Annotated in this window: 23 protein-coding genes, 2 pseudogenes and 1 riboswitch; of the genes and pseudogenes, 15 read left to right on the top strand and 10 right to left on the bottom strand. The window is 71.6% G+C overall.

Annotated features, from left to right (window positions below):
* Positions 1 to 29 precede the first annotated feature (29 nt).
* Positions 30 to 1,472 carry a PLP-dependent aminotransferase family protein gene (locus ABZ823_RS03730; RefSeq protein WP_361653287.1) on the top strand — a complete coding sequence of 481 codons (1,443 nt, stop codon included), beginning with the start codon at positions 30 to 32 and terminating at the stop codon, positions 1,470 to 1,472.
* Positions 1,473 to 1,493: 21 nt separating this feature from the next.
* On the opposite strand, the gene ABZ823_RS03725 is transcribed toward ABZ823_RS03730, so the two are convergent.
* Positions 1,494 to 2,336 carry a hypothetical protein gene (locus ABZ823_RS03725; RefSeq protein WP_361653673.1) on the bottom strand — a complete coding sequence of 281 codons (843 nt, stop codon included), beginning with the start codon at positions 2,334 to 2,336 and terminating at the stop codon, positions 1,494 to 1,496.
* A 139-nt stretch (positions 2,337 to 2,475) separates the two neighbouring features.
* Between ABZ823_RS03725 and ABZ823_RS03720 the strand changes: the two genes are divergently transcribed.
* From ABZ823_RS03720 to ABZ823_RS03710, 3 genes are all read left to right on the top strand, one after another.
* Entirely contained in the window at positions 2,476 to 2,814 is a 339-nt protein-coding gene (locus ABZ823_RS03720; protein WP_361653285.1) for a hypothetical protein, read from the top strand.
* Between the two features lie 6 nt (positions 2,815 to 2,820).
* On the top strand, positions 2,821 to 4,005 hold the full coding sequence (locus ABZ823_RS03715; RefSeq protein ID WP_361653283.1) for a glutathionylspermidine synthase family protein: 1,185 nt from the start codon (positions 2,821 to 2,823) through the stop codon (positions 4,003 to 4,005).
* 65 nt (positions 4,006 to 4,070) lie between these two features.
* Positions 4,071 to 4,160, top strand: a riboswitch (ZMP/ZTP riboswitch).
* 40 nt (positions 4,161 to 4,200) lie between these two features.
* Complete coding sequence (locus ABZ823_RS03710) at positions 4,201 to 5,652, top strand: glycine hydroxymethyltransferase (RefSeq protein ID WP_361653281.1); 1,452 nt, start codon at positions 4,201 to 4,203, stop codon at positions 5,650 to 5,652.
* Between the two features lie 26 nt (positions 5,653 to 5,678).
* Here the strand turns inward: ABZ823_RS03710 and ABZ823_RS03705 are convergent, their stop codons facing one another.
* On the bottom strand, positions 5,679 to 6,278 hold the full coding sequence (locus tag ABZ823_RS03705) for a hypothetical protein (protein ID WP_361653671.1): 600 nt from the start codon (positions 6,276 to 6,278) through the stop codon (positions 5,679 to 5,681).
* A gap of 175 nt (positions 6,279 to 6,453) precedes the next feature.
* Between ABZ823_RS03705 and trpS the strand changes: the two genes are divergently transcribed.
* Together trpS and ABZ823_RS03695 are read left to right on the top strand one after the other, a co-directional pair.
* Positions 6,454 to 7,467 (top strand): tryptophan--tRNA ligase, encoded by a 1,014-nt coding sequence (gene trpS / locus ABZ823_RS03700; RefSeq protein ID WP_361653279.1) that lies wholly within the window; start codon positions 6,454 to 6,456, stop codon positions 7,465 to 7,467.
* A 156-nt stretch (positions 7,468 to 7,623) separates the two neighbouring features.
* Positions 7,624 to 8,208, top strand: a complete 585-nt coding sequence (locus ABZ823_RS03695; RefSeq protein WP_361653277.1) for a 2'-5' RNA ligase family protein — start codon at positions 7,624 to 7,626, stop codon at positions 8,206 to 8,208.
* Positions 8,209 to 8,283: 75 nt separating this feature from the next.
* On the opposite strand, the gene ABZ823_RS03690 is transcribed toward ABZ823_RS03695, so the two are convergent.
* Complete coding sequence (locus tag ABZ823_RS03690; RefSeq protein ID WP_361653275.1) at positions 8,284 to 9,048, bottom strand: decaprenylphospho-beta-D-erythro-pentofuranosid-2-ulose 2-reductase; 765 nt, start codon at positions 9,046 to 9,048, stop codon at positions 8,284 to 8,286.
* Positions 9,049 to 9,185: 137 nt separating this feature from the next.
* Here ABZ823_RS03690 and ABZ823_RS03685 point away from each other — a divergent pair, with 137 nt between their 5' ends.
* On the top strand, positions 9,186 to 10,118 hold the full coding sequence (locus tag ABZ823_RS03685; protein WP_361653273.1) for a YihY/virulence factor BrkB family protein: 933 nt from the start codon (positions 9,186 to 9,188) through the stop codon (positions 10,116 to 10,118).
* On the opposite strand, the gene ABZ823_RS03680 is transcribed toward ABZ823_RS03685, so the two are convergent.
* On the bottom strand, positions 10,066 to 11,343 hold the full coding sequence (locus ABZ823_RS03680; RefSeq protein WP_361653271.1) for a D-alanyl-D-alanine carboxypeptidase: 1,278 nt from the start codon (positions 11,341 to 11,343) through the stop codon (positions 10,066 to 10,068). The genes ABZ823_RS03685 and ABZ823_RS03680 overlap by 53 nt on opposite strands.
* A gap of 103 nt (positions 11,344 to 11,446) precedes the next feature.
* On the opposite strand from ABZ823_RS03680, the gene ABZ823_RS03675 reads away from it, so the two are divergent.
* The 3 genes and pseudogenes from ABZ823_RS03675 to ABZ823_RS03665 all read left to right on the top strand — a co-directional run.
* Entirely contained in the window at positions 11,447 to 11,689 is a 243-nt protein-coding gene (locus ABZ823_RS03675; RefSeq protein ID WP_361653269.1) for a hypothetical protein, read from the top strand.
* A 17-nt stretch (positions 11,690 to 11,706) separates the two neighbouring features.
* Positions 11,707 to 13,035 carry a metallophosphoesterase gene (locus tag ABZ823_RS03670; protein ID WP_361653267.1) on the top strand — a complete coding sequence of 443 codons (1,329 nt, stop codon included), beginning with the start codon at positions 11,707 to 11,709 and terminating at the stop codon, positions 13,033 to 13,035.
* A gap of 114 nt (positions 13,036 to 13,149) precedes the next feature.
* Positions 13,150 to 13,308, top strand: a pseudogene (locus ABZ823_RS03665) (peptide-binding protein); the annotation flags it as partial.
* A 31-nt stretch (positions 13,309 to 13,339) separates the two neighbouring features.
* Here the strand turns inward: ABZ823_RS03665 and ABZ823_RS03660 are convergent.
* The 6 genes from ABZ823_RS03660 to ABZ823_RS03635 form a co-directional block, all read right to left on the bottom strand.
* Positions 13,340 to 14,062, bottom strand: coding sequence for a TetR family transcriptional regulator (locus ABZ823_RS03660; RefSeq protein ID WP_361653265.1), 723 nt, complete (start codon positions 14,060 to 14,062; stop codon positions 13,340 to 13,342).
* Between the two features lie 163 nt (positions 14,063 to 14,225).
* Positions 14,226 to 14,993 (bottom strand): succinate dehydrogenase iron-sulfur subunit, encoded by a 768-nt coding sequence (locus ABZ823_RS03655; protein WP_361653263.1) that lies wholly within the window; start codon positions 14,991 to 14,993, stop codon positions 14,226 to 14,228.
* The gene (sdhA, locus tag ABZ823_RS03650; RefSeq protein WP_361653261.1) at positions 14,993 to 16,747 is read right to left on the bottom strand and encodes a succinate dehydrogenase flavoprotein subunit; all 1,755 of its coding nucleotides are present in this window, start codon (positions 16,745 to 16,747) and stop codon (positions 14,993 to 14,995) included. The genes ABZ823_RS03655 and sdhA overlap by 1 nt, the downstream gene beginning before the upstream one ends.
* Positions 16,748 to 16,767: 20 nt before the next feature.
* Positions 16,768 to 17,250, bottom strand: a complete 483-nt coding sequence (locus ABZ823_RS03645) for a succinate dehydrogenase hydrophobic membrane anchor subunit (RefSeq protein ID WP_361653259.1) — start codon at positions 17,248 to 17,250, stop codon at positions 16,768 to 16,770.
* 5 nt (positions 17,251 to 17,255) lie between these two features.
* On the bottom strand, positions 17,256 to 17,636 hold the full coding sequence (gene sdhC, locus ABZ823_RS03640) for a succinate dehydrogenase, cytochrome b556 subunit (protein WP_361653257.1): 381 nt from the start codon (positions 17,634 to 17,636) through the stop codon (positions 17,256 to 17,258).
* Between the two features lie 167 nt (positions 17,637 to 17,803).
* On the bottom strand, positions 17,804 to 18,322 hold the full coding sequence (locus ABZ823_RS03635) for a 2-oxo-4-hydroxy-4-carboxy-5-ureidoimidazoline decarboxylase (RefSeq protein ID WP_361653669.1): 519 nt from the start codon (positions 18,320 to 18,322) through the stop codon (positions 17,804 to 17,806).
* Between the two features lie 448 nt (positions 18,323 to 18,770).
* On the opposite strand from ABZ823_RS03635, the gene ABZ823_RS03630 reads away from it, so the two are divergent.
* The 5 genes and pseudogenes from ABZ823_RS03630 to ABZ823_RS03610 form a co-directional block, all read left to right on the top strand.
* Positions 18,771 to 20,321, top strand: a complete 1,551-nt coding sequence (locus ABZ823_RS03630; RefSeq protein ID WP_361653667.1) for a glycoside hydrolase family 20 protein — start codon at positions 18,771 to 18,773, stop codon at positions 20,319 to 20,321.
* A 263-nt stretch (positions 20,322 to 20,584) separates the two neighbouring features.
* Positions 20,585 to 21,169: a hypothetical protein gene (locus ABZ823_RS03625; protein ID WP_361653255.1), complete on the top strand. Its 585-nt coding sequence runs from the start codon at positions 20,585 to 20,587 to the stop codon at positions 21,167 to 21,169.
* A 143-nt stretch (positions 21,170 to 21,312) separates the two neighbouring features.
* Positions 21,313 to 21,726 (top strand): hypothetical protein, encoded by a 414-nt coding sequence (locus ABZ823_RS03620; RefSeq protein ID WP_361653253.1) that lies wholly within the window; start codon positions 21,313 to 21,315, stop codon positions 21,724 to 21,726.
* Positions 21,727 to 21,856: 130 nt separating this feature from the next.
* Positions 21,857 to 22,474: an RNA polymerase sigma factor gene (locus tag ABZ823_RS03615; RefSeq protein ID WP_361653251.1), complete on the top strand. Its 618-nt coding sequence runs from the start codon at positions 21,857 to 21,859 to the stop codon at positions 22,472 to 22,474.
* A 36-nt stretch (positions 22,475 to 22,510) separates the two neighbouring features.
* Positions 22,511 to 23,360 (top strand): annotated as a pseudogene (locus ABZ823_RS03610) (hypothetical protein); the annotation flags it as partial.

Here is a 23,360-nt window from a genome sequence, read left to right as displayed (position 1 = left end):
GAAGAAGCCCAGGAGTATGGTCTATTTCCATGGAGAAACCTTGGGCCACTTTGGGCGCCGACCTCCATCTGGAGCTGACCGGTCCGGGCCTGCGCCGGGGCCTGACCGACGCCCTGCGCGAGGCGGTCCGCAGCGGGCGGCTGGCACCCGGAACCCGGTTGCCCTCCTCCCGTTCACTCGCGGCCGACCTGGGCGTGGCACGGAACACGGTCGCCGACGCCTACGCCGACCTCGTCGCCGAGGGCTGGCTCACCGCGCGCCAGGGCTCGGGCACCCGGGTGGCGACGGGGGTACCTCCCACGCCCTTCGGGCAGTGGGGGAGTGCGCTGCCGAGGGGGTCGGAGCGGGCGGCCCCCCACCCGCGGGAGCCCGGCCGCCTCGCGCACGACCTGGTCCCGGGCACGCCGGATCTCGCCTCCTTCCCACGCTCGGAATGGCTCAGGGCCGCCCGCCGTGCCCTCGCCGCAGCGCCCAACGACGCCCTCGGCTACGGCGATCCGCGCGGCCGGGCGGAACTGCGCACCGCGCTCGCCGGCTATCTCTCCCGGGCCCGGGGCGTACGCGCCGACCCCGACCGGATCGTCGTCTGCGCCGGGTTCGCACAGGGGCTGAAGCTGCTCGGCGAGGTGCTGCGCGACCGCGGGCAGGGCCCGTCCGCCGCACCGGGTCCGCTGGCCGTCGAGTCGTACGGCCTGGACGTGCACTGGAACATCGCGGAGCGGGCGGGACTGCGCACGGTTCCGCTCCCGTTCGACGACCTCGGGACCCGGACGGACGCGCTGACCGACGAGTCGGCGGTGCTGCTCAGCCCGGCGCACCAGTTCCCGATGGGCGGGGCGCTGCGGCCCGAGGGCCGGGCCGCCGTCGTCGACTGGGCCCGCCGCACCGGGGGGCTGGTGCTGGAGGACGACTACGACGGCGAGTTCCGCTACGACCGCCAGCCCGTGGGCGCGCTCCAGGACCTCGACCCGGACCATGTGGTGTACCTGGGCACCGCCAGCAAGGCACTGGCTCCCGGGCTGCGCCTGGGATGGATGGTGCTGCCGCAGTCCCTGGTCCCGGAGGTGGTCGCCGTCCGGCAGGGAGGCGGCTGGACCGGGGGTGTCCTGGACCAGCTGACCCTGGCGGAGTTCATCGCCTCGGGCGCCTACGACCGCCACGTCCGCGCCGCGCGCCTGCGCTACCGGCGCCGCCGCGACGCCCTGGTCGAGGCGGTCGCGTCCCGCGCCCCCCGGGTGAGGGTCAGGGGCATCGCGGCCGGCCTGCACGCCGTGCTGGAGCTGCCGCCGGGCACCGAGGCGTCCGTGGTGCGGGCAGCCGCCTGGCAGCAACTGGCCGTCCACGGCCTGGCCCGCTTTCGCCATCCCGACGCCGCCACCGAGCCCCTGGACGCCCTGGTCGTGGGCTACGGCACCCCACCGGACCATGCCTGGGCGGGGGCACTGGAGGCCCTGTGCCGGGTGTTGCCGTGAACCACCGGGCAGCGGTCGTGGTCAGGCCTGGCCGACCGGGGCCTTTGCCGCCGGTGCCGGAGCCTCGCCGAAGCGGGCCAGGAGCAGCGCGCCCAGTACGGCGACACAGAAGCCGAGCACCGCCAGCCAGGTCAGGCCCTCGCGGGTCCGGTCGCCCAGCCACACCACCCCGACCGCCGCCGGCCCCACCGTCTCCCCCACGACCAGGCCCGCCGTCGCCACCGTCACCGACCCCCGCTCCAGGGCCGTGGTCAGCAGCAGGAAGGCCGCGCCGCCGCCCAACAGCAGCGCGTACGTCGCCGGATTGGTGAGCAGGGCGGACGGCGTGAGCCCGTCGATCAGCCGTACCGCCACCTCGACGACCCCGAACCCGAAGCCGGCGCCCAGCCCCAGCACCAGCGACCGCCCCCGCCCCGGCAGCCGCCCCCCGCTCACCCCGAGGAACAGTACGGCCACCGCGGTCGCCAGCATCGCGTACTTCAGCGCCGTGGACCCCGGCCGGCCGCCCTCGGTACCGGAAGCCAGCCCCAGCAGGGCGAGCCCCGTACACACCACCCCGACCGCGGCCCACTCGCTCCCGGTAAGCCGGACCCCCAGCAGCCGCGCCCCGACCACCGCCGTCACCGCCAGGCTCGAGGCGAGCGCCGCGCCCACCGCGTAGATCGGAATCGACCGCAGCGCCGCGATCTGGAAGAGGAATCCGAGTCCGTCCAGCGTGAGCCCCGCCAGGTACCGCCACTGCCGCAGAGCCCGCAGCAGCAGCGCCGCCTCCCCGCCCCCGCCCCTTCCGGCCGCGCGCGCCGCGACCGCCTGCAACACCGTCGCCGTGCCGAAGCAGACCGCCGCGCCGAGCGCGCACATCATTCCAAGGAACACAGTGCGACTGTAGGGGAGCGCGCCGAGGCAGGGGGCCGATCGAACGCCGCAGCGGCCGTCTCTAGTCTGGTGGCCGGAAAATCTCACCGACGTCTCGACGACGTCTCACTCGACGGGGGACAGGAACATGGCAGGCACACGTCGGCAACTGCGTTCGGGCACGGTCGTCCTCGGCGGTATGGGGCTCCTTGCCGCAGCCCTCACCGCCTGCTCTTCGGACCCGGACAAGCGCTGCGTCGACCGGGACAGCTACACCCTCGGCAAGGGCTACAAGGCCGTCGCCGACAAGAACTGCACCTCCTCCGGGTCGTCCGTGCACGGTGGCTGGTACTACGGCGGCAAGAAGAAGAACGGCTTCGTGAACGGCGGTTCCTTCACCAAGTCGAAGGGCTCGGGCCGCTCCGGCGGCAGCCACGGCGGCGTCGACCGCGGCGGCTTCGGCGGCCACGGCACGTCCGGAGGCTGAGCAGCCGTGGAACGCCGCAGGACCGAGCCGCGCCCCGACTGGCAGCGGACCGTCGAGGCCCAGGGCCTCGTCTACCCCCTCACCCGCTACCCCGACGACTCCCTGCGCCCCTACTGGGACGAGAGCGCGTACTACGTCTTCTCGCTCGAGGAGGTGGAGGCGCTGGAGGAGGTCGTCGAGGAACTGCACCGCATGTGCCTGGCCGCGGCCGCGCACATCGTCGAGGAGAACCGCTTCGCCGACCTCGGCATCACCGACCCGCGTATCGCCCGCGCGGTCGCCGATGCATGGCGCCGCCGCGCCGAACTCCCCTCCGTCTACGGCCGGTTCGACCTGCGGTACGACGGCACGGGCCCGGCGAAGCTCCTGGAGTACAACGCCGACACCCCCACGTCCCTGGTCGAGGCCGCCTCGCCCCAGTGGTTCTGGATGCAGGAGCGCTTCCCGGGCGCCGACCAGTGGAACTCCCTGCACGAACGCCTGGTCGCCGCCTGGGAGAAGCAGTCCGCGCTGCTCCCGCCCGGGGGCCCGCTGTACTTCGCGCACTCCTCGGTCGACGAACTCGGCGAGGACCTCATGACGGTCGCGTACCTGAAGGAGACCGCGGAGCAGGCCGGACTCGACACCGACTGGATCTCCATGGAGGAGATCGGCTGGGACCCGCTCTCGGGGCGCTTCGTCGACAACCGGCTGCGCTTCATCCGCAGCTGCTTCAAGCTCTACCCCTGGGAGTGGCTCGTCGCCGACCGCTTCGGCGGCCATGTCCTCGACACCCTCGACAACGGCGGCGGCACGGGCAGCACGCTGTGGATCGAGCCCGCCTGGAAGATGCTGCTCAGCAACAAGGCGCTCCTCGCGATCCTCTGGGAGCTGTACCCGGGCCACCCGAACCTGCTCCCGGCCCATCTGGATGGCCCCCGGGACCTGGCGCACACCAGGGGCTATGTCGCCAAGCCGCTCCTCGGCCGGGAGGGCGCGGGCGTGACCGTCCACCCGCCGGGCGCCGAGCCCGTCGTGCGGGAAGAGCCCTGCTGCTACCAGGAGCTGGCGCCCCTGCCCTCCTTCGACGGCAACCATGTCGTCCTCGGCGCCTGGGTCGTCGGGGACGCGTCGGCCGGGCTCGGTGTCCGCGAGTCTTCCGGCCTGGTCACGGACGAGTACGCGCGATTCCTGCCGCACGTGATCCTCTGAGGGCGTCGCCGTCGCTCGCATGGTGGACGCGGGGAACTGGCCGTCCGGCGGGCCCGGTAGGCTGGCCGACGGGCCGTGACTGGCGCGCTGGGATGGGACCGACCATCGGGGAGCGGCCCTGATGTCAGCGAGTGCCGTGCGCCTGGGCCGACCGTGAACCGTGACCGCACCAAGCCACGCCACCCGGAGGCCGACATGCCGGAGCAGCAGCCACTCTCCACCGAGTCCACCGCCTTCCGCGCCGCCCTCGACGTGATCCGCGCCGTCGAGCCGCGCGTCGCCGACGCCATCGGCCAGGAGGTCGCCGACCAGCGCGAGATGCTCAAGCTGATCGCCTCCGAGAACTACGCGTCCCCGGCCACCTTGCTGGCCATGGGCAACTGGTTCAGCGACAAGTACGCCGAGGGCACCGTCGGCCGCCGCTTCTACGCCGGCTGCCGCAACGTCGATACCGTCGAGTCGCTCGCCGCCGAGCACGCCAAGGAACTGTTCGGCGCGCGCCACGCCTATGTCCAGCCGCACTCCGGCATCGACGCCAACCTCGTCGCCTTCTGGGCCGTCCTCGCCCAGCGCGTCGAGGCCCCCGCCCTGGAGAAGGCGGGCGTCCGCCAGGTGAACGACCTCTCCGAGGAGGACTGGGCCGAGCTGCGCCGCGCCTTCGGCAACCAGCGCATGCTCGGCATGTCCCTGGACGCGGGCGGCCACCTCACCCACGGCTTCCGCCCGAACATCTCCGGCAAGATGTTCGACCAGCGCTCCTACGGCACCGACCCGGCCACCGGTCTGATCGACTACGACGCGCTGCGCGCCTCCGCGCGCGAGTTCAAGCCGCTGATCATCGTCGCCGGCTACTCGGCCTACCCCCGCCTGGTGAACTTCCGGATCATGCGCGAGATCGCCGACGAGGTCGGCGCCACGCTCATGGTCGACATGGCCCACTTCGCGGGCCTGGTCGCCGGCAAGGTCCTCACCGGCGACTTCGACCCGGTCCCGCACGCGCAGATCGTCACGACCACCACCCACAAGTCGCTGCGCGGCCCGCGCGGCGGCATGGTGCTGTGCGACGACTCCCTGAGGGAACAGGTCGACCGGGGCTGCCCGATGGTGCTGGGCGGTCCGCTCCCGCATGTGATGGCAGCGAAGGCGGTGGCACTGGCGGAGGCCCGGCAGGAGTCCTTCCGCGACTACGCCCAGCGGATCGTGGACAACTCCCGCGCCCTGGCCGAGGGCCTCATGCGCCGCGGCGCCACCCTCGTCACGGGCGGCACGGACAACCACCTGAACCTGATCGACGTGGCCTCCTCCTACGGCCTCACCGGCCGCCAGGCCGAGGCGGCCCTGCTGGAGTCGGGCATCGTCACCAACCGCAACTCCATCCCGGCCGACCCGAACGGCGCCTGGTACACCTCCGGCATCCGCATCGGCACGCCCGCGCTCACCACCCGGGGCCTGGGCACGGCGGAGATGGACGAGATCGCGGCCCTGATCGACCGCGTCCTCACGACGACCGTCCCCGGCACCACCGGCAAGGGAACCCCGTCGAAGGCCCAGCACGTCCTGGACCCCAAGATCGCCGACGAGATCGCCCACCGGGCGAGCGACCTGCTCCAGGGCTTCCCGCTCTACCCGGAGATCGACCTGGGCTGATCCGGTCGGCGGCGGCCCCCGGCCGCTCACAGATCGATGAGCTCCTGCCGCGGCTCGCGAGGCAACCCCTGTCCGCGGGCCGCGGCCCGCCGCACGGCGTACGCGCCGCCGGCAGCCAGCGCCAGCCCCGCCACGAGTCCACCCGCCCCCCACAGCAGGCGGTCCGAGAGGCCGCCCGCGGCCGAGGGGAGCGGCCCTGCGAACAGTCCGTCCCTTTCCAGCCGGTCGAAGACCGGCCGTGGTGCCCGGCGCCACCGGACATCGTCGTCGGAGACGTCCGGCGCCGGATCGGACCGCACCCACGCCGTTCCGTCCGCCGCCAGGAACACCTGGTCCTGCCGCTCCACGGCCACGTCGCCCCCCGGTGCCCGCCGTGTGTAGGGCCACCCTCCGATACCGGTCAGCCCCCACACCACGGTGGCCCGCACCCGCGGATAGCGGCCCCGGGTCCAGGCGTCCGGTACCGGCTCCGTCCTGGTCTCCGCCGGAGACGTCAGCTGCCACAGCAGCGCGAAGTCCCGGTCCCCGGAGCGCAGTGTCGTCGTACGGCCCGTACCGTTCGCCACGACGAGCGCCAGATCGGGGATGTCCTTGCCCACCGCCCCCGCCGGGGCGGCCCCCACCAGCACCGCGACCGTCACCACCAGTGCAGCCACCAGAGCGCCCAGCCCGCGCACGCCTTCCCCCCGCTCCTCATGCCCCTGTGTCACACCGTCTTGTTACACCGTCGCGGACCCCGCGGTGCGCACCGGTCTCCCTCCGCTTCCGGCACGGCCCCCCGGACCTGAGAGAATGGTGAACATGGCCTCAGACAGTCCTCGCGTGCTCTCCGGAATCCAGCCCACCGCCGGCTCGTTCCACCTCGGCAACTACCTCGGCGCCGTCCGCCAGTGGGTGGCCCTCCAGGAGACCCACGACGCGTTCTACATGGTCGTCGACCTGCACGCGATCACCGTCCCGCAGGACCCGAAGGAGCTGCGCGCCAACACCCGTCTGGCCGCCGCCCAGCTCCTCGCGGCCGGGCTGGACCCGGAGCGGTGCACGCTCTTCGTCCAGAGCCACGTCCCCGAGCACGCCCAGCTCGCCTGGATCATGAACTGCCTCACCGGCTTCGGCGAGGCCGCACGGATGACCCAGTTCAAGGACAAGTCCGCCAAGCAGGGCGCCGACCGCGCGAGCGTGGGGCTCTTCACGTACCCGATCCTCCAGGTCGCCGACATCCTGCTGTACCAGGCGAACGAGGTGCCGGTGGGTGAGGACCAGCGCCAGCACATCGAGCTGACCCGCGACCTCGCCGAGCGCTTCAACGGCCGCTTCGGCGAGACCTTCACGGTCCCGCGGCCGTACATCCTCAAGGAGACCGCGAAGATCTACGATCTCCAGGAGCCGTCGATCAAGATGAGCAAGTCGGCGTCCACGCCGAAGGGCCTGATCAACCTGCTCGACGACCCGAAGGCGACGGCCAAGAAGGTCAAGAGCGCCGTCACGGACACGGACACCGTGATCAGGTTCGACACGGAGGAGAAGCCGGGCGTCAGCAACCTGCTGACCATCTACTCCACCCTCACCGGCACCGGTGTCACCGAACTGGAGCAGCAGTACACCGGCAAGGGCTACGGAGCGCTCAAGACGGATCTCGCCGAGGTCATGGTCGACTTCGTGACGCCGTTCCGGGAGCGCACCCAGCAGTACCTGGACGACCCCGAGACGCTCGACTCGGTCCTGGCCAAGGGAGCGGAGAAGGCGCGCGCGGTCGCTGCGGAGACTCTCGCCCAGGCCTACGACAGGGTGGGCTTCCTGCCCGCCAAGCACTGACCCGGGAGGTGCCCCGGCGCGCCGGGGAGTGCTGCACTCCACTCTGACTGTGCCTGCCCGATGGCAGGGCGTGGTCGTACAGTCGGAAAGCGAATACCACAGCGGCAGCCCGTCCTGCCCCGGGCCGCGCACACCAACACGACGTTAGGAGACGACGTGGGGACCGTAACGATCGGTGTGTCGATCGCGGTCCCGGAGCCTCACGGCAGCCTCCTCCAGGAGCTGCGCGCGGGCTTCGGCGACGCCGCGGCCCACGGCATCCCCACGCATGTCACCCTGCTGCCGCCGACGGAGGTCGAGGCCTCCGCGCTGCCCGCGATCGAGGCGCACCTCGTCGAGGTCGCGGCGGCCGCGCGTCCCTTCCCGATGCGGCTGTCCGGGACGGGCACGTTCCGTCCCCTCTCGCCCGTGGTCTACGTCCGGGTCGTCGAGGGCGCGGAGGCGTGCACATGGCTCCAGAAGCAGGTCCGGGACGCCTCCGGGCCGGTGGCGCGCGACCTGCTGTTCCCGTACCACCCGCATGTCACGGTCGCGCACGGGATCGACGAGGCGTCCATGGACCGTGCGTACGAGGAGCTGTCCGACTACGAGGCCGAGTGGCCGTGCACGGGCTTCGCGCTGTACGAGCAGGGCCCGGACGGCGTCTGGCGCAAGTTGCGGAAGTTCCCGTTCGGCAGCGCGGTGGTGCCGTCCCAGGCGGCGGCCCCGACCGACGCCACCCTTCCCGCCCATCAAGGCTAGATCCCGCTACAGAGCTGAGAACGGCAGAGCTGAGAACGGCAGAGCTGAGAACGGCAGAGCTGAGAACGGCAGAGCTCAGAGCGGCAGGCGCCGGAACAGGGCCCTGGGCAGGTGCCGCAGGGCCGACATCACCAGGCGCAGGGCGCCAGGCACCCACACCACCTCCGAGCGCCTCCGCAGCCCCAGCTCGATCGCCGTGGCGACCTCCTCCGGGGTCGTGGTCAGCGGCCCCTGGTCCCGTGCGGGCGTGCCGGGCCCCCGGAGGGAGGCGGGGCGGACGACCATGACGTGCACACCGGTGCCGTACAGCGCGTCGCCGAGGCCCTGCGCGAACGTGTCGAGCCCCGCCTTGCTGGAGCCGTAGATGAAGTCCGATCGGCGGGCCCGCTCACCGGCGGCCGAGGACAGCACCACCAGCGAGCCGTGCCCCTGGGTCTGGAGCGCCCGGGCGCACACCAGGCCGGCGGAGACCGCGCCGGTGTAGTTGGTCTGCGCGACGCGCGCCGCGGCCGCCGGGTCGCGCTCGTCGGTCGCCTGGTCGCCGAGCACGCCGAACGCGAGCAGCACCAGATCGATGTTCCCTTCCGTGAACGCCTTGCCGAGCGCGCTCTCGTGGGACTCGGGGTCGAGCGCGTCGAAGGGGACGGTGAAGGTGTCGGCGCCGAGCGCGCGCAGGTGCCGGGCGGCCCCGTCCAGGCGGGGGGAGGGGCGGCCGGCCAGCCGGACGGTCCGGGCGCCCCGGGCGATCAGGCGGCGTGCGGTGGCCAGCGCGATCTCGGACGTGCCGCCGAGGATCAGCAGGGAGCGGGGAGTGCCGAAAGCGTCCTTGTGGGCAGGCATGCCCGTGACCGTAGCGTTGCAAAAGGGGCATAGCCTCTCAATGTCTTCACCTGGCGTCGCTCCTCACTGAAATGGGTGATGCGGGGAAGCCGGAGTACGCCGGGATACGGCACGGGTCACGAGGGGAGCGTCGCACCATGGACTGGCTGAAGAGACTCCCCGGCATCGGGCCGCTGATCGGCCGGCTGACGGCCACGCACGCCTGGCGCTCCTACGAACGCCTCGACCGCGTGAAATGGACCCGGCTCGCGGCCGCAATGACGTTCGTCAGCTTCGTGGCGCTCTTCCCGCTGCTCACCGTCGCCGCCGCGATCGGCGCCGCCACGCTCAGCGCGGACCAGCAGAACAAGCTCCAGAGCAAGGTCGCCGAACAGTTTCCCGGCATCTCCGGCCAGCTCGACATCCACGGCCTGGTCCAGAACGCCGGCACCGTCGGCGTCATCGCCGGAGCCACGCTGTTCTTCGTCGGCATCGGCTGGGTCGGCCAGATACGGGACTGCCTGCGCGCGGTGTGGGAGCTGCCCGACAGCGACGAGAACCCGGTGGTCGCGAAGGTCAAGGACGGCGTGGTGCTGGTCGGCCTGGGCGGCGCGGTCCTGGTGACCATCGCCATCTCCACCGTCGCCAACGCCCTGGTCGACCGGATGGCCGGGGAAATCGGCCTCGATCAGGGCGGCTGGGGCAGCGTGCTGCTGCGGATCGCCGCCTTCGCCGTCGCCGTCCTCGCCGACTTCCTGGTCCTGCTGTACGTCCTCACCCTGCTGCCCGGCGTGGAACCCCCGCGGCGCCGGCTGCTGACCGCCGCCCTGATCGGCGCGGTCGGCTTCGAACTGCTCAAGCTGCTGCTCAGCGGCTACATCCAGGGCGTCGCCTCGAAGAGCATGTACGGCGCCTTCGGGGTGCCGGTCGCGCTGCTGCTGTGGATCAACTTCACCGCGAAGCTGGTGCTGTTCTGCGCCGCCTGGACGGCGACGGGCAGCAGCGGGTCCGGCGTGGTCAGGGACGGGTCCGGCGAGGTCAGGGACGGGTCCGACGGCGTACCAGATCGGGCAGCGGCCAGCGGCGGTTGACCAGGAAGACGCCCGCGGCGAGCAGGGCGAGCACGCCGCCGGAGATGGCGAGCGCCACGCCGACCCCACTGGAGCCGCCGCCCTTCACCGAGGTGGCCACCTGCTTGGCGGCCCCCCCGTTCTTGCCCGTGCTCCCGCCCGCGGACCCCCCGGAGGTGCCCTGGCCGCCCGTTCCGGCGCCCCTGGGCGCGACCAGCTCACCCACCGGGCGGACCTTCCCGGCCGCGTGGAAGCCCCAGTCGAACAGCCGGGCGGTCTCCCGGTAGACCTCGTTGTGATCCTTCTTCTCCGGGTTCATCACCGTCACGAGCAGCACCCTGCCGTTCCGTTCGGCGACTCCGGTGAAGGTGGCGCCGGCGTTGGTGGTGTTGCCGTTCTTCACGCCCGCTATGCCCCGGTAAGGGGAGAGGTCGGTGTCCCCGGCCAGTAGCCGGTTGGTGTTCTGAATCTCGAAGGACCCGCGGGTCGTCCTGCCCTTCTTCTTCGTGGTCTCGCCCGGGAACGAGGCCCGCACCGTCGAGCAGTACTCCCGGAAGTCCTTCTTCTGGAGCCCGGAGCGGGCGAACAGCGTCAGGTCGTACGCCGACGAGACCTGCCCGGCCGCGTCGTAGCCGTCCGGGCTGACCACGTGCGTGTCGAGGGCCTGCAACTCCTCGGCGTGGGCCTGCATGTCCTTGACGGTCTGCCCGACCCCGTGGTTCATCGCGGACAGCACATGCACGGCGTCGTTCCCGGAGCGCAGGAACACCCCGAGCCACAGGTCGTGGACCGTGTAGCTCTCGCCCTCCTTGATCCCGACCATGCTGGACCCGGAGCCGATACCCGCCAGGTCCGAGGGGAGCACCCTGTGCGTCTCGGTCCGGGGGAACTTGGGCAGTACGGTGTCGGCGAACAGCATCTTCAGGGTGCTTGCCGGGGGCAGCCGCCAGTGCGCGTTGTGGGCGGCCAGAACGTCACCCGATTCGGCGTCGGCGACGATCCAGGAGCGCGCGGTCACGTCCTTCGGGAGCACCGGGGCACCGCTGCCCAGGTTCACCTGGGTGCCCGGCCTGCCGAGCAGTTCGCCGCCGACCGTGGACATCACCGCCGGAGGCGTGGCCGAGGGGGACACGGTCGGGCTCTGCGGGGCCGCGAACGCGGTCGCGGGTGCGGCGAGCGAGAGGGACAGCACGGCGGCGGAGGTGACCGCCAGGCGGCGCCTGGCGATCTTCTTCGAGGCGGACACGGTCGCGAACGTACCGGGTGCGCGACGGGAAGTCCCAGCCGGTCCCAGTCGATACCGGACACCCCTGGGCGAGCCGCCACCGCCGAGCGGCGATACTGAGGGTATGAAGCTCAGCCGCCCCATCTCCTGGTTCCTGCTCGCCTTCGGGGTGTGGAGCTGGGTCATCTGGATCACTTTCGTCAAGAACCTGTGGAAGGACGCAAGCGGACTCGCGTTCGACGACGCGGGGAATCCGACGGCGTACTTCTGGGTGCACCTGACGCTCGCCGTCGTTTCCTTTGTCTTGGGGACAGTCATCGGCGTGATCGGGTTGCGCGGACTGCGCGCGCTGCGACGTACGCCATAACGGGGAGCGGACACACGGTGGTTGTCGTCCTCGTCCTGGTCGCCGTGGCCGTCCTGGCCGCGTTCGCAGCGCTGCACTGGTACGCGTGGCGCAGGCTGGTCCGCGAGACGACCCGCGGCCCGGGCCTCGCGCGGCGCACCGGCACGGCCGTGCTCGTCGCCGGACCGGTACTGATGGTCGCGGCCCTGGTCGCCGAGCGCGCCGGAGCCCCCTTCTGGCTCCAGCGCGTCCTGGGCTGGCCGGGCTTCCTGTGGATGGCGCTGTCGCTGTACCTGCTGCTGGCACTGCCGGCGGGTGAGGCCGTACGACCGCTGGTACGCCGCCTGGCTGACCGCGGCGCCCGGGCCCGGCAGTCGGCACCTGCCCCGGCTCTGGTGCCGGCGGGAGGGGCATCCACGGCCCCGCACACCGGGCCGCGACCGGACGGACCGCGGCCGGACGCACGGCCGCAGCCGCAGACCGCGCCGGACCGGGCTCCCCTGCCCGCCCCGGACCCGGCTCCGGGCCCCGCGCCCACCGCCCCCTCCCGCCGTCTCTTCGTCTCACGGGTCGTGGGCGGGGCCGTGGCCGCTGCCGCGGTCGGGACCGTGGGGTACGGCACCTACGGCGTGCTGCGCGGGCCCGCGGTGAAACGCGTCACGGTCCCGTTGGCCCGACTCCCGCGCTCCGCGCACGGTTTCCGCATCGCCGTCGTGAGCGACATCCACCTCGGGCCCGTACTCGGCCGGGGTTTCGCTCAGCGCGTGGTCGACACGATCAACTCCACCCAGCCGGACCTGATCGCGGTCGTCGGCGACCTGGTCGACGGCAGCGTGAAGGACCTGGGCCCGGCGGCGGCACCGCTGTCGCGGCTGAGGGCCCGCCACGGCAGCTACTTCGTCACCGGCAACCACGAGTACTTCTCCGGCGCCGACCAGTGGGTCGAGGAGGTGCGCAGGCTCGGCCTGCACCCCCTGGAGAACGCGCGCACGGAACTGCCCGCCTTCGACCTGGCCGGCGTCAACGACCTGGCGGGCGCGAGCGAGGGCGAGGGCCCCGACTTCACCAAGGCGCTCGGCGACCGCGACACCGCACGCGCCGTCGTCCTGCTGGCCCACCAGCCTGTCCAGATCCACGAGGCCGTACGGCACCACGTGGACCTCCAGCTCTCCGGCCACACCCACGGCGGCCAGCTCTGGCCCGGCAACTTCCTCGCGGCCGCCGCCAATCCGACCGTCGCGGGCCTGGACCGCTACGGCGACACCCAGCTGTATGTGACCCGGGGAGCGGGTGCCTGGGGGCCGCCGACGCGGGTGGGGGCACCGTCGGACATCACGATCGTGGAACTGGCCTCGCGACAGGCGTGAACCGCAAGCGCCTCACCAGCGGTGAAACCGGCCTGAAACAACCCCCTCGGTAAGTTCATTCTCATCTCAACTGATTCCTCTTCCCTCAGGTCAAGCACCGACAAGACCATCACGGACTTCCAGCGGATGCAGTTGCTCGTGGCCCGGGACGTGCCGCTGATCCCCCTGTGGCAGCGCAAGGAGTACGTGGTCAGCAGCGAGGACGTCGGTGGCGGACAGTACCTGTCGGACGGTACCGGTGTCTTCCGGCTGTGGCGGCTCGGCAGGATCTGACGCACGCCGCCGGCGCCGGGAACCAAGGCCCTCAGGGGCGCCCGTCCTCCACGGGCGTCCCTCTCCTCCCCGCGGGGTCCGGCAGCGCCTTCGTCATCCCCGGGAGGAAGTCCGTGAACAGCGCGTGCACCTCGTGGACGAGCGGCCTGAGCACCCGGAACCGGGCCAGTGAGACGCCCCGCGCGGTGAGACGGGCGCCGCGCTCCGCGAGCCGGTAGCTGCGCTCACGGCCCTCGGTCCGGTCGAAGATCCAGTACAGCACGAGCCCCATCTGCGCGAGCCACATCAACTCGGGCAGCGCGTCCCGCAGTTCCTCGGGCACCTTCGCCCTCGCCCCCGCCAGCACCTCCCGGTGCACGCCGATGGCCTGCGTGCGCGCACGCTCCGACTCGGGGGAGAACGGGCTGAGCGGACTGTCCGGGTCGGCGGCGTTCTTGAAGAACTGCACCGCGAACTCGTGGTACGGCGTGGCGACGTCCAGCCATGCCTTCAGCACACCCGCGAGCCGCGCCTCCAGGTCGGTCTCCTCGGCCAGGACCTCCTGGACGGACGCCTGGTGCTCGGCGGCGATGCGGTCGTAGAAACCCTGGATCAGGTGTTCCTTGCCCGCGAAGTAGTAGTAGGCGTTGCCGACGGAGACCCTCGCCTCCTGGGCGATGGCGCGCATGGTCGTCCGGTCGTAGCCCCGCTCCTGGAACAGCCGCATCGCGGTCTCGAGGATCAGCGCACGGGTCTGCTCGGACTTGGAGGGCACGAGGAGAGAGCCTAGCCGCCCCGCTCGTACTGCCCCGCCTCGAGGATCTCCACGACCGCAGGGGTGACCTCGGCCTTCGGGTCGGTGAGAACGCGCCCCGCACGCCCGAGGGCCCCGCCTCCAGTGGAGACGGGGCCCTCGGCGGCGTATCGGCGGGAGGACCTCAGAAGCGGCGCGTGATGAGCGCTCGCTTCACCTCCTGGATCGCCTTGGTCACCTCGATACCGCGCGGGCAGGCGTCGGTGCAGTTGAACGTCGTACGGCAGCGCCACACGCCGTCCTTGTCGTTGAGGATCTCCAGCCGCTGCTCCCCGGCGTCGTCACGCGAGTCGAAGATGAAGCGGTGCGCGTTGACGATGGCCGCCGGGCCGAAGTACTGGCCGTCGTTCCAGAACACCGGGCACGAGGACGTGCAGGCGGCGCACAGGATGCACTTCGTCGTGTCGTCGAACCGCTCACGGTCCTGAGGCGACTGGAGACGCTCGCGGGTCGGCTCGTTGGTGTCCTTCGCGATCAGGAAGGGCATCACGTCCCGGTACGCCTGGAAGAACGGCTCCATGTCCACGACCAGGTCCTTGAGGACCGCGAGGCCCTTGATGGGCTCGATCGTGATCGGCTTCTCGGGGTTGATGTCCTTGATCAGCGTCTTGCAGGCCAGACGGTTCTTGCCGTTGATCCGCATGGCGTCCGAGCCGCAGATGCCGTGGGCGCAGGAACGGCGGAACGTCAGCGTGCCGTCGATGTCCCACTTGATCTTGTGCAGACCGTCGAGGACGCGCTCCTTGGGATCGATCTCCAGCTGGAAGTCTTCCCAGGTCGCCTCCGCCGAGACCTCCGGGTTGAAGCGGCGGACCCGGAAGGTGACGGTGATGTACGGGGACGCGGCCGACTGCGCGTCCGCCTCCGCCTTGTCCAGAACAGGGGTTGCCATCAGTACTTACGCTCCATCGGCTGGTAGCGGGTCTGGACGACCGGCTTGTAGTCGAGACGGATGGACTCGGTGCCGTCGTCGCCCACCTCGCGGTACGCCATGGTGTGGCGCATGAAGTTGACGTCGTCTCGGTTCGGGTAGTCCTCGCGGTAGTGGCCGCCGCGGGACTCCTTGCGGGCCAGGGCCGACACCGCCATGACCTCGGCCAGGTCGAGCAGGTTGCCCAGCTCGATGGCCTCCAGCAGGTCCGTGTTGAACCGCTTGCCCTTGTCCTGGATCGCCACGTTCTTGTAGCGCTCCCTGAGCTCGGCGATCTTCTCGACCGCCGTCTTGATCGTCTGCTCGGTGCGGAACACCATGACGTTCGCGTCCATGGTCTCCTGGAGCTCGCGGCGCAGGTCCGCCACGCGCTCGTTGCCCGTGGACGACCGCAGCCGCTCGATCTGCGAGACCACCAGCTCCGCCGGGTTCTCCGGCAGCTCGACGTACTCCGCCTTCTGCGAGTACTCCGCCGCCGCGATGCCCGCGCGCCGTCCGAACACGTTGATGTCCAGCAGCGAGTTGGTGCCGAGGCGGTTCGCGCCGTGCACGGACACGCAGGCGACCTCGCCGGCCGCGTACAGGCCGGGGACGACCGTGGTGTTGTCCGCCAGGACCTCGGCCCCGACGTTCGTCGGGATGCCGCCCATCGCGTAGTGCGCGGTCGGCTGGATCGGGATCGGGTCCGTGTAGGGCTCGATGCCGAGGTAGGTGCGGGCGAACTCGGTGATGTCGGGCAGCTTGGCGTCCAGCTGCTCCGGCGGCAGGTGGGTGAGGTCCAGGTAGACGTGGTCGCCCTCGGGACCGCAGCCGCGGCCCTCGCGGATCTCCGTGTAGATGGCGCGGGACACGACGTCACGCGACGCCAGGTCCTTCATGACGGGCGCGTACTTCTCCATGAAGCGCTCGCCGTCCTTGTTGCGGAGGATGCCGCCCTCACCGCGCGCGCCCTCGGTCAGGAGGATGCCCATGCGCCAGATGCCGGTCGGGTGGAACTGGAAGAACTCCATGTCCTCCAGCGGCAGACCGCGCCGCCAGACGGCGGCCTGGCCGTCACCGGTCAGGGTGTGCGCGTTCGACGTCACCTTGAAGAACTTGCCGCAGCCGCCCGAGGCGTAGATCACGGCCTTCGCCTGGAAGATGTGGATCTCGCCGGTCGCCAGCTCGTACGCGACCACACCGGCCGACGTCTTGACGCCGTCGATCTCGGTGATCAGCTGGTCCAGGACGTAGAACTCGTTGAAGAACTCCACGCCCTCCTTGACGCAGTTCTGGTACAGCGTCTGGAGGATCATGTGGCCGGTGCGGTCGGCCGCGTAGCAGGAGCGGCGGACCGGGGCCTCGCCGTGGTTGCGGGAGTGACCGCCGAAGCGGCGCTGGTCGATCTTCCCCGCGGGCGTCCGGTTGAACGGCAGGCCCATCTTCTCCAGGTCGAGGACGGCGTCGATGGCCTCCTTCGCCAGGATCTCGGCGGCGTCCTGGTCTACCAGGTAGTCACCGCCCTTGACCGTGTCGAAGGTGTGCCACTCCCAGTTGTCCTCCTCCACGTTGGCCAGCGCGGCGGCCATGCCGCCCTGCGCGGCGCCCGTGTGGGAGCGGGTCGGGTAGAGCTTGGTCAGCACGGCGGTGCGGCTGCGCTTCGTCGCCTCGATCGCGGCGCGCATGCCGGCGCCGCCGGCGCCGACGATGACGGTGTCGTACTTGTGGATCTTCATGGATTCTCGCAGCCCCGTGCCTAGCGGATGTTCGGGTCGAAGGTGAAGATCACCAGCGTGCCCAGCAGGATGGTGAACACCGTGGCGGTGTACAGCAGGCCCTTCAGCCACAGGCGGGTGCTCGCCTGTTCCGCGTAGTCGTTGATGACGGTACGCAGGCCGTTGGCGCCGTGCAGCATGGCGAGCCACAGCATGGCCAGGTCCCAGAGCTGCCACCACGGGGAGGCCCAGCGGCCGGCCACGAAGGCGAAGCCGATCTTGGACACGCCGCCGTCGAGGACCAGCTGGATCAGCAGGTGGCCGATGACCAGGACGACCAGGACGATGCCGGACAGCCGCATGAAGAGCCACGCGGCCATCTCGAAGTTGCCGCGGGTCGCCTTGGGGGTCCTCTTGGTCCGCTGGCGCGGCGGCTCGATGACCGGCGCCGGGTTGTCGACGTCGTACAGCGAGGCACCTTCGACGGGGCCGATACCGGTGGCGGTGGTTTCAGTCGTGGACATACGCGTCAGCTCCCGAACACTTCACGAGCGGCGTGGCCGAGGACGGGGTAGACGGCCCCGAGCATCAGCACGACCCAGACGCCGACGACGGCCCACAGCATCTGCTTCTGGTAGCGCGGACCCTGCGACCAGAAGTCGACGGCGATGACGCGCAGGCCGTTCAGCGCGTGGAAGAGGATGGCGGCGACCAGGCCGTACTCCAGCACGGCGACGATCGGCGACTTGTACGTGGCCACGACCTTGTCGTAGGCCTCGGGGGAGACACGCACGAGAGCGGTGTCCAGCACGTGTACGAACAGGAAGAAGAAAATGAGGACGCCGGTGACTCGGTGAGCCACCCAGGACCACATTCCTTCCCGGCCGCGGTACAGCGTTCCAGCCGGCACGGAAGAACCCTCCGGGAGCGGGGACTAGGGCCGCGCCGGCTTCTGTGTCGGTCGGGCCCGGCCGGGTACGGTCCACCGGCCCCCAGCATCGTAGCGACGTGTTGTCGGAACGCTTGCGGCGGGCCTACCGATGTGATCAAACAGGCAATCAAACGAGCACGGACGGGCTATTGGGCGTGCTCCGCCACCGGGAGACCGGAGGGGTTCCGCACGAGGCGGGCCAGTCTGCCCTTCGCCAGACGGCGCAGTTCCTCGGCCGTCAGCAGGCGTTCCTCCTCGGGATCGTTCGCCAATCGTGACCGGATCGCGGCCAGCATCAAGTCGGCGGACTCGTCCGGGGTCACCTCGTCCAGACAGATGACGAACACGTGTCCGAAACGGCTCTCGTACGCCGCGTGTGCGGCGCTCAGGGCGGTGTGAGCGGCCGAGTAGGCGCCGTCCGGCAGCAGGGTGAGCGTCTCGCCCGCCAGGGCTTCGGCGAGGTCCGCGGGTGACAGGTCGTACGCCGCCTCGTCGGCCGCGGCGAGCAGGGAGTCCATGTCCGGGTAGGGGCGGTGCTCGGCGAGGCGGTGGACCCAGCGCAGACTGCGGCAGCAGGCCAGGAGGGCGCGCCGGGCCTCGTCGGCGGGTGCGGAGTTGAACCGCTCCAGGCCGGTGGGGGCCGCGGTGCGCTGTTGCGCCGGCAGCGCGGTGGCGCCGGGGAGGCGGGGAAGACGGTGCGCGGACAGCGTGGGTCCTCGGCGGTGGCGGGCGCGGCGTCGGGCGGACGTCGCGTGCGGGTCGGCAGGGAGAGGAGGGGGAGGCGGAAAATGCTCCGTCACGTTATCGACGGCGGTCGGGCGGGCGTCCAGCGGCTGCCCGAATTTCACCCGAACGGGAGAGTTTCGAGGCTTCTTGTGGACGATCGGGCTGGGTCGGGGCCGTAGGTTCGGAAGGGACAAAGGGGGACGGATGCGTGGAGGTGGGTAGCGTGTGGTCGATAGTCGATCGAATACGTATGAATGTGGTGCGTGAGGTGAGGCAGAGGCTGCCGCGCACGGTGCGGCCGTACGCGGGTGTGGTGCGAGGTGTGGCGCGGTGACCGGCCGGAGGCGACGGGTTCCCGAGGGGAAGACGCACGGGAAGCGCAACGGGTTGCTGCTGGGCGCCGCGGTCGTCACCGCCGGCGCGGTCGCGGCGGCCGTGACGCTGTGGCCTTCGGGCGGCGGCACGCCCAATGGATCCAAGGTCAGGACGGGCACCTCCGCCCCGTCCCCCACCCGGGTGTACCCCCTCTCGCAGGCGCCCCGCACCATTCCGGCCGTCCGTGAGTTCACCGCCGCCCGCGGTCCCGGCTGGCGGCCCGCCTCCACGGGCCGGGTGGTCGTGGACGACGCCGCTCTCGCCGACGAGGGACAGCTGCTGGCCGGGGAGCTGGGGATGGCGTACGCCGGACAGACCGGTGCGCGCGCCGGCGACGTGGAACTGGACGTGACCGGCAGCGGTGACCAGGAGTCCTACGCCCTGACCGTCCGAGACGGGCGGGTCCGGATCACCGGCCCGGGCGAGGCCGGGGTCTTCTACGGCACCCGCACCCTCAAGCAGGAGGTGCACGGCGGCGGCACCGCGCCCGAGGGCGTCGTGCGTGACGCGCCGGACAGGCCCCGGCGCGGCCTCATGCTCGACATCGCCCGCAAGTACTACACGGCCAGGTGGATCGAGGACCGTATCCGGGAGCTGGGCGACCTCAAGTACAACGAGATGGGGCTGCACTTCTCCGACGACCAGGGCTTCCGTGTCGAGTCCTCCACGCACCCGGAGGTCGTGTCCGCCCAGCACCTTAGCAAGGCGGAGGTCAAGACCATCGTCGACCTCGCCGCGAGCAGGCACATCACGGTCGTCCCCGAGATCGACTCGCCCGGCCACCTGGGTGCCGTGATCGGCGCCCACCCCGACCTTCAGCTGCGCACCGCCTCCGGCGTCGCCGTACGCGGGGCGGTCGACATCTCCAAGCCGGCCGCCGCCAAGATCGTGGACGACCTCCTGAACGAGTACACGGGCGTGTTCCCGGGCGCCTACTGGCACCTGGGCGGCGACGAGTACCAGGCGCTCATGGCGGCGAACCCGGCCGCCTCCTATCCGCAGCTCGCCGCCGCCGCGAGGGCGAAGTACGGCCCGGGCGCGGGGGTGGCGGATCTGGCGACCGGCTGGCTCAACGACCGGGCGAACGTGGTACGCGGCCACGGCCGGACCATGCGCGCCTGGAACGACGGCTTCTACCGGTCGAGCACGGTGCAGCCGGCCAAGGACCTCCAGGTCGCCTACTGGACCGGCAAGGAGATCGGCGCCCGGCCGCCGGCGGACTACCTGGGCGCGGGCCGGCAGCTGATCAACTACAACGACGAGTACCTCTACTACGTGCTCGGCCAGCCGCAGACCTTCGTCTACCCCACCGGTCAGCGGATCTACGAACAGTGGACACCGCGGGTGGTCCGGGGCACGGCGGCGGTGCCCGCCCAGTACGACGGGCAGATCCTCGGCGGAGTGTTCGCGGTGTGGGGCGACCGTCCGAACGCGCAGACGCAGGACCAGGTGGCGGCCGGGATCCGGATGCCGCTGCGGGCGCTGGTCCAGAAACTGTGGGATCCGCGCCCGCCGGCGCTGTCCTGGACGCAGTTCCGGCAGCTGGCGGACCGTCTGGGATGACGACGCACCGGATGCCCGACTCGGCCGGGTCGGGCATCCGTTCGGCGGAATGCTGCATTCCGGGCGCGCGTCCGGTGCCGCTGTGGTCTATTCGGTACCCCGTGGCACAACCGCGGGCGCAATTGGCCGAAAACATCTCTTCGTGGTGCTCAGTCTGCAGGGCGGGGAGCCTCTGTGACACTCACGGTCCGTTGCACGCAGTAAGGGGAAGTGCGGGCTCCGTAGAGATGAGGCGCCCCGTCGAGGCGTTTCGAGGAGGCGTGATGAGCCTGGTGGACCTGATCGCACAGGCCGACGAGCGTGCACTCGCGGCAAGCGGACTGGCCTGTTTGGATCGGTGCGCTCCCCTCTTCGGAGGGGACGACGACGACGTCCTGCGCCCGCTGTGGGCGAGCCTCGCAGAAGGCCACGAGTGGGAGGCGCGCCTCGCCAAGGCGCGGGCCGGACTGGAGACGGGGGAGGGGGACGCCTCGGCCGCGGAGTGCTCCTCCGAGGCCGAGGCCGAGGCCGCGCGGCTCGCCCGCCGGATGCTGGACGAGGTTCCCGCCGAGCCGTCCGCCGACGCCCTGCGCCGGTGGGCCGACGCCTGCTCGGTCGCCGCGCTGCGGATCCACCAGCTGCTGGACCCCGCCGACGACGACGGCGAGGCCTCGGTGGCCGCCCACCGCGAGGGCCGCACGGACGGTATGTCGCCGCTGGTCGCCGCCGAACTGCGGCGCCAGGTGGCCGTCCTGGAACTGGTCACCGGCCACGGCGCGACCGGACTGCGGCAGGCCCGTGACGTGTCGACCGAGGGACGGCGCGTGCTGCGGGCCGTGGTCTCCCGCCGCGCCCGGGGCCGGTCCTAGCGAAACGGCCCCCAACTGCCCAAACGTCTTCCGTGAAAGGATTCTGTGCCCGTCCTGTGGGGCAGTGGGGCGGTCCTGCGCCGGAGTCGGGCACCCCTTCGGGACGGCGTGACGCTTCACGGCGGCAGGGCGCTCTTGTGGATGTGAACGCAACTGAGGTGACCAGGCCCCACGCCGCCACCAAGCCCGCGCGCTGGGCGGCCGACGTCGTCGCGGCTCTTCGCGAGGGCGCCCGGCTGCGGCTCGACTATTCGGCGCAGAGCCTGTGGCGGGTGGACCGGACGATCGAGGACATACGCCGTCAGGACGCGCCCTACGCCGCCGTGGAGACCGCGCTGCGCGGCTTCGGCGCCTACGCGGGCGAAGTGGTCGTGCGGCTGACCGGCGGCGAGTGGTGGGCGGCCGGCGGCGACCACTGGGTGCGCACCCCCGACGGCCGCCTGTGGGACCCGATCGACGAGGCCCGCCGCTGCTACCACGGCGACGGCTCGCTGCGGCTGCTGTGCCGGGACGCGGTGGGCGCGCCGCCGAAGGAGCCCGCCCACCGGGACGCCTGACGACCGGTGACGTTCAGACGACCGGTGACATTTATCTGCGAACGGACGCTGATGACCTTGAGGGCGTGAGCATGACCGGCGTGCCGCAGATGTGGGGACGCGAGACCACTCGCCACGAACGAGGACAGCGTTGGGCCAGGGAGGGGAACCCCGCCGCGGGCAGGCGTACGACGGGGAGCTGGGCACGGCCGTCGCACGGGCCCAGCGGGGGGACGAGGCCGCCTTCGCGGTGGCGTACCGGATCGTGCAACCGGGACTGCTCGGCTATCTGCGCGGGCTCGTCGGCGACGACGCGGAGGACGTGGCGTCCGACGCCTGGCTGGAGATCGCCCGTGATCTCGGGCGGTTCAAGGGCGACGGCGCCGGCTTCCGCGGCTGGACCGCGACCATAGCCCGCCACCGCGCGTACGACCATCTGCGCCGGCTGCGGGTCCGCCCCCGCTCCGCGGCACTCGACAGCGACGCCCTCCAACTGCCCGGCCGTCACGACACCCACGAGCAGGCCCTGGAGTCCCTGACCACCGAGCACGCCCTGCATCTGATCTCCCGGCTGCCGCGCGATCAGGCGGAGGCGGTGCTGCTGCGCGTGGTGGTCGGCCTCGACGCACCCGCGGCCGCCCGGGTTCTCGGGAAGCGCCCCGGCGCGGTCCGCACCGCCGCCCACCGGGGCCTGAAGCGGCTCGCGCGCGAACTCGCCGCCCCGGGTGTGACGGAAGACGGCAACGGGACGCTGGGGGAGTCGGAGTGAGCGCGAGGATGGCGCGGGGCGGGGACGGACACGGTCATGGGTGAGCGACACGACGGCGACGGGGACACGGCCCGTCCTCCCGTACGCCCTGGCCCCCAGGCACGGACGGCCGACGCCCTGCGCGTCGCGTTACGGTCCCGGCGCCTGGACCCGGAGGCGGAGGAGCGGGCCCTCGCCGCCTTCCGGGACGCCCGCAAGCGGCGGCAGGGTCCCAGGCCGGTGCACACCCGGCGGCGCGACGACTGGCGTCCGTACGCCGGGCGCCGGGTGGGCCGTTCGCTGCGCACGCTGCTCGCCGTGCTCCTGTCCGGCGCGACACTCGGCGGAGTCGCCGTGGCGGCGGTGGGCGACCTGCCGCCGGACCCCGCGCCGCGGCGGCCCGCTCCCTCGCCGGCGCCGCGGGTCCCGGGACCCCCGCAGCGTACGAGCGGCACCGACCCGGCGGGCGAAACCCCCGAGTCGGGTGAACAGTCCGGGACGGACGCACCGCCGCCGGCGTCCCCGGGCCCGGGCGGGGCGACGCGGAAGGCGGCCGGCAAGGCGGCCGACAAGGCGGCAAAGGCCACGAAGAAGTCCGACCGCGAGTCCGCCCGAGCGGCGGCCAAGGCGGCGAAGAAAGCGGTCAAGGCGAAGAGGGCCGACAAGCCCGCGAAGCACACGGACAAGCCCCGGAAGCACACGGATAAGCCCCGCAAGCGCACGGACAAGCCCGCGAAGAAGGCCGGCAAGCGCACGGAGAAGACCGACAAGCGCACGGAGAAGACCGGCAAGCGCACGGAGAAGACCGACAAGCGCACGGAGAAGACCGACAAGCGCACGGAGAAGACCGACAAGCGCACGGAGAAGACCGACAAGCGCACGGAGAAGACCGACAAGCGCACGGAGT

Origin of the sequence: Streptomyces sp. NPDC047079 (genome assembly GCF_040643755.1) — a bacterium.
Lineage (GTDB): Bacteria > Actinomycetota > Actinomycetes > Streptomycetales > Streptomycetaceae > Streptomyces.
Note: the sequence above shows the minus strand (reverse complement) of the source record. Positions and strands in the feature narration are given on the sequence as shown.

Excerpts from the sequence above, each read along its gene's own strand:
- ABZ823_RS03710 (WP_361653281.1), top strand. The coding sequence starts at position 4,201 with ATGCCGGAGCAGCAGCCACTCTCCACCGAGTCCACCGCCTTCCGCGCC.
- trpS (WP_361653279.1), top strand. The coding sequence starts at position 6,454 with ATGGCCTCAGACAGTCCTCGCGTGCTCTCCGGAATCCAGCCCACCGCC.
- ABZ823_RS03645 (WP_361653259.1), bottom strand. The coding sequence starts at position 17,250 with ATGTCCACGACTGAAACCACCGCCACCGGTATCGGCCCCGTCGAAGGT.
- ABZ823_RS03625 (WP_361653255.1), top strand. The coding sequence starts at position 20,585 with ATGAGCCTGGTGGACCTGATCGCACAGGCCGACGAGCGTGCACTCGCG.
- ABZ823_RS03730 (WP_361653287.1), top strand. The coding sequence starts at position 30 with ATGGAGAAACCTTGGGCCACTTTGGGCGCCGACCTCCATCTGGAGCTG.
- ABZ823_RS03655 (WP_361653263.1), bottom strand. The coding sequence starts at position 14,993 with ATGGCAACCCCTGTTCTGGACAAGGCGGAGGCGGACGCGCAGTCGGCC.
- ABZ823_RS03685 (WP_361653273.1), top strand. The coding sequence starts at position 9,186 with ATGGACTGGCTGAAGAGACTCCCCGGCATCGGGCCGCTGATCGGCCGG.
- ABZ823_RS03720 (WP_361653285.1), top strand. The coding sequence starts at position 2,476 with ATGGCAGGCACACGTCGGCAACTGCGTTCGGGCACGGTCGTCCTCGGC.
- sdhA (WP_361653261.1), bottom strand. The coding sequence starts at position 16,747 with ATGAAGATCCACAAGTACGACACCGTCATCGTCGGCGCCGGCGGCGCC.
- ABZ823_RS03690 (WP_361653275.1), bottom strand. The coding sequence starts at position 9,048 with ATGCCTGCCCACAAGGACGCTTTCGGCACTCCCCGCTCCCTGCTGATC.
- ABZ823_RS03675 (WP_361653269.1), top strand. The coding sequence starts at position 11,447 with ATGAAGCTCAGCCGCCCCATCTCCTGGTTCCTGCTCGCCTTCGGGGTG.
- ABZ823_RS03725 (WP_361653673.1), bottom strand. The coding sequence starts at position 2,336 with ATGATGTGCGCGCTCGGCGCGGCGGTCTGCTTCGGCACGGCGACGGTG.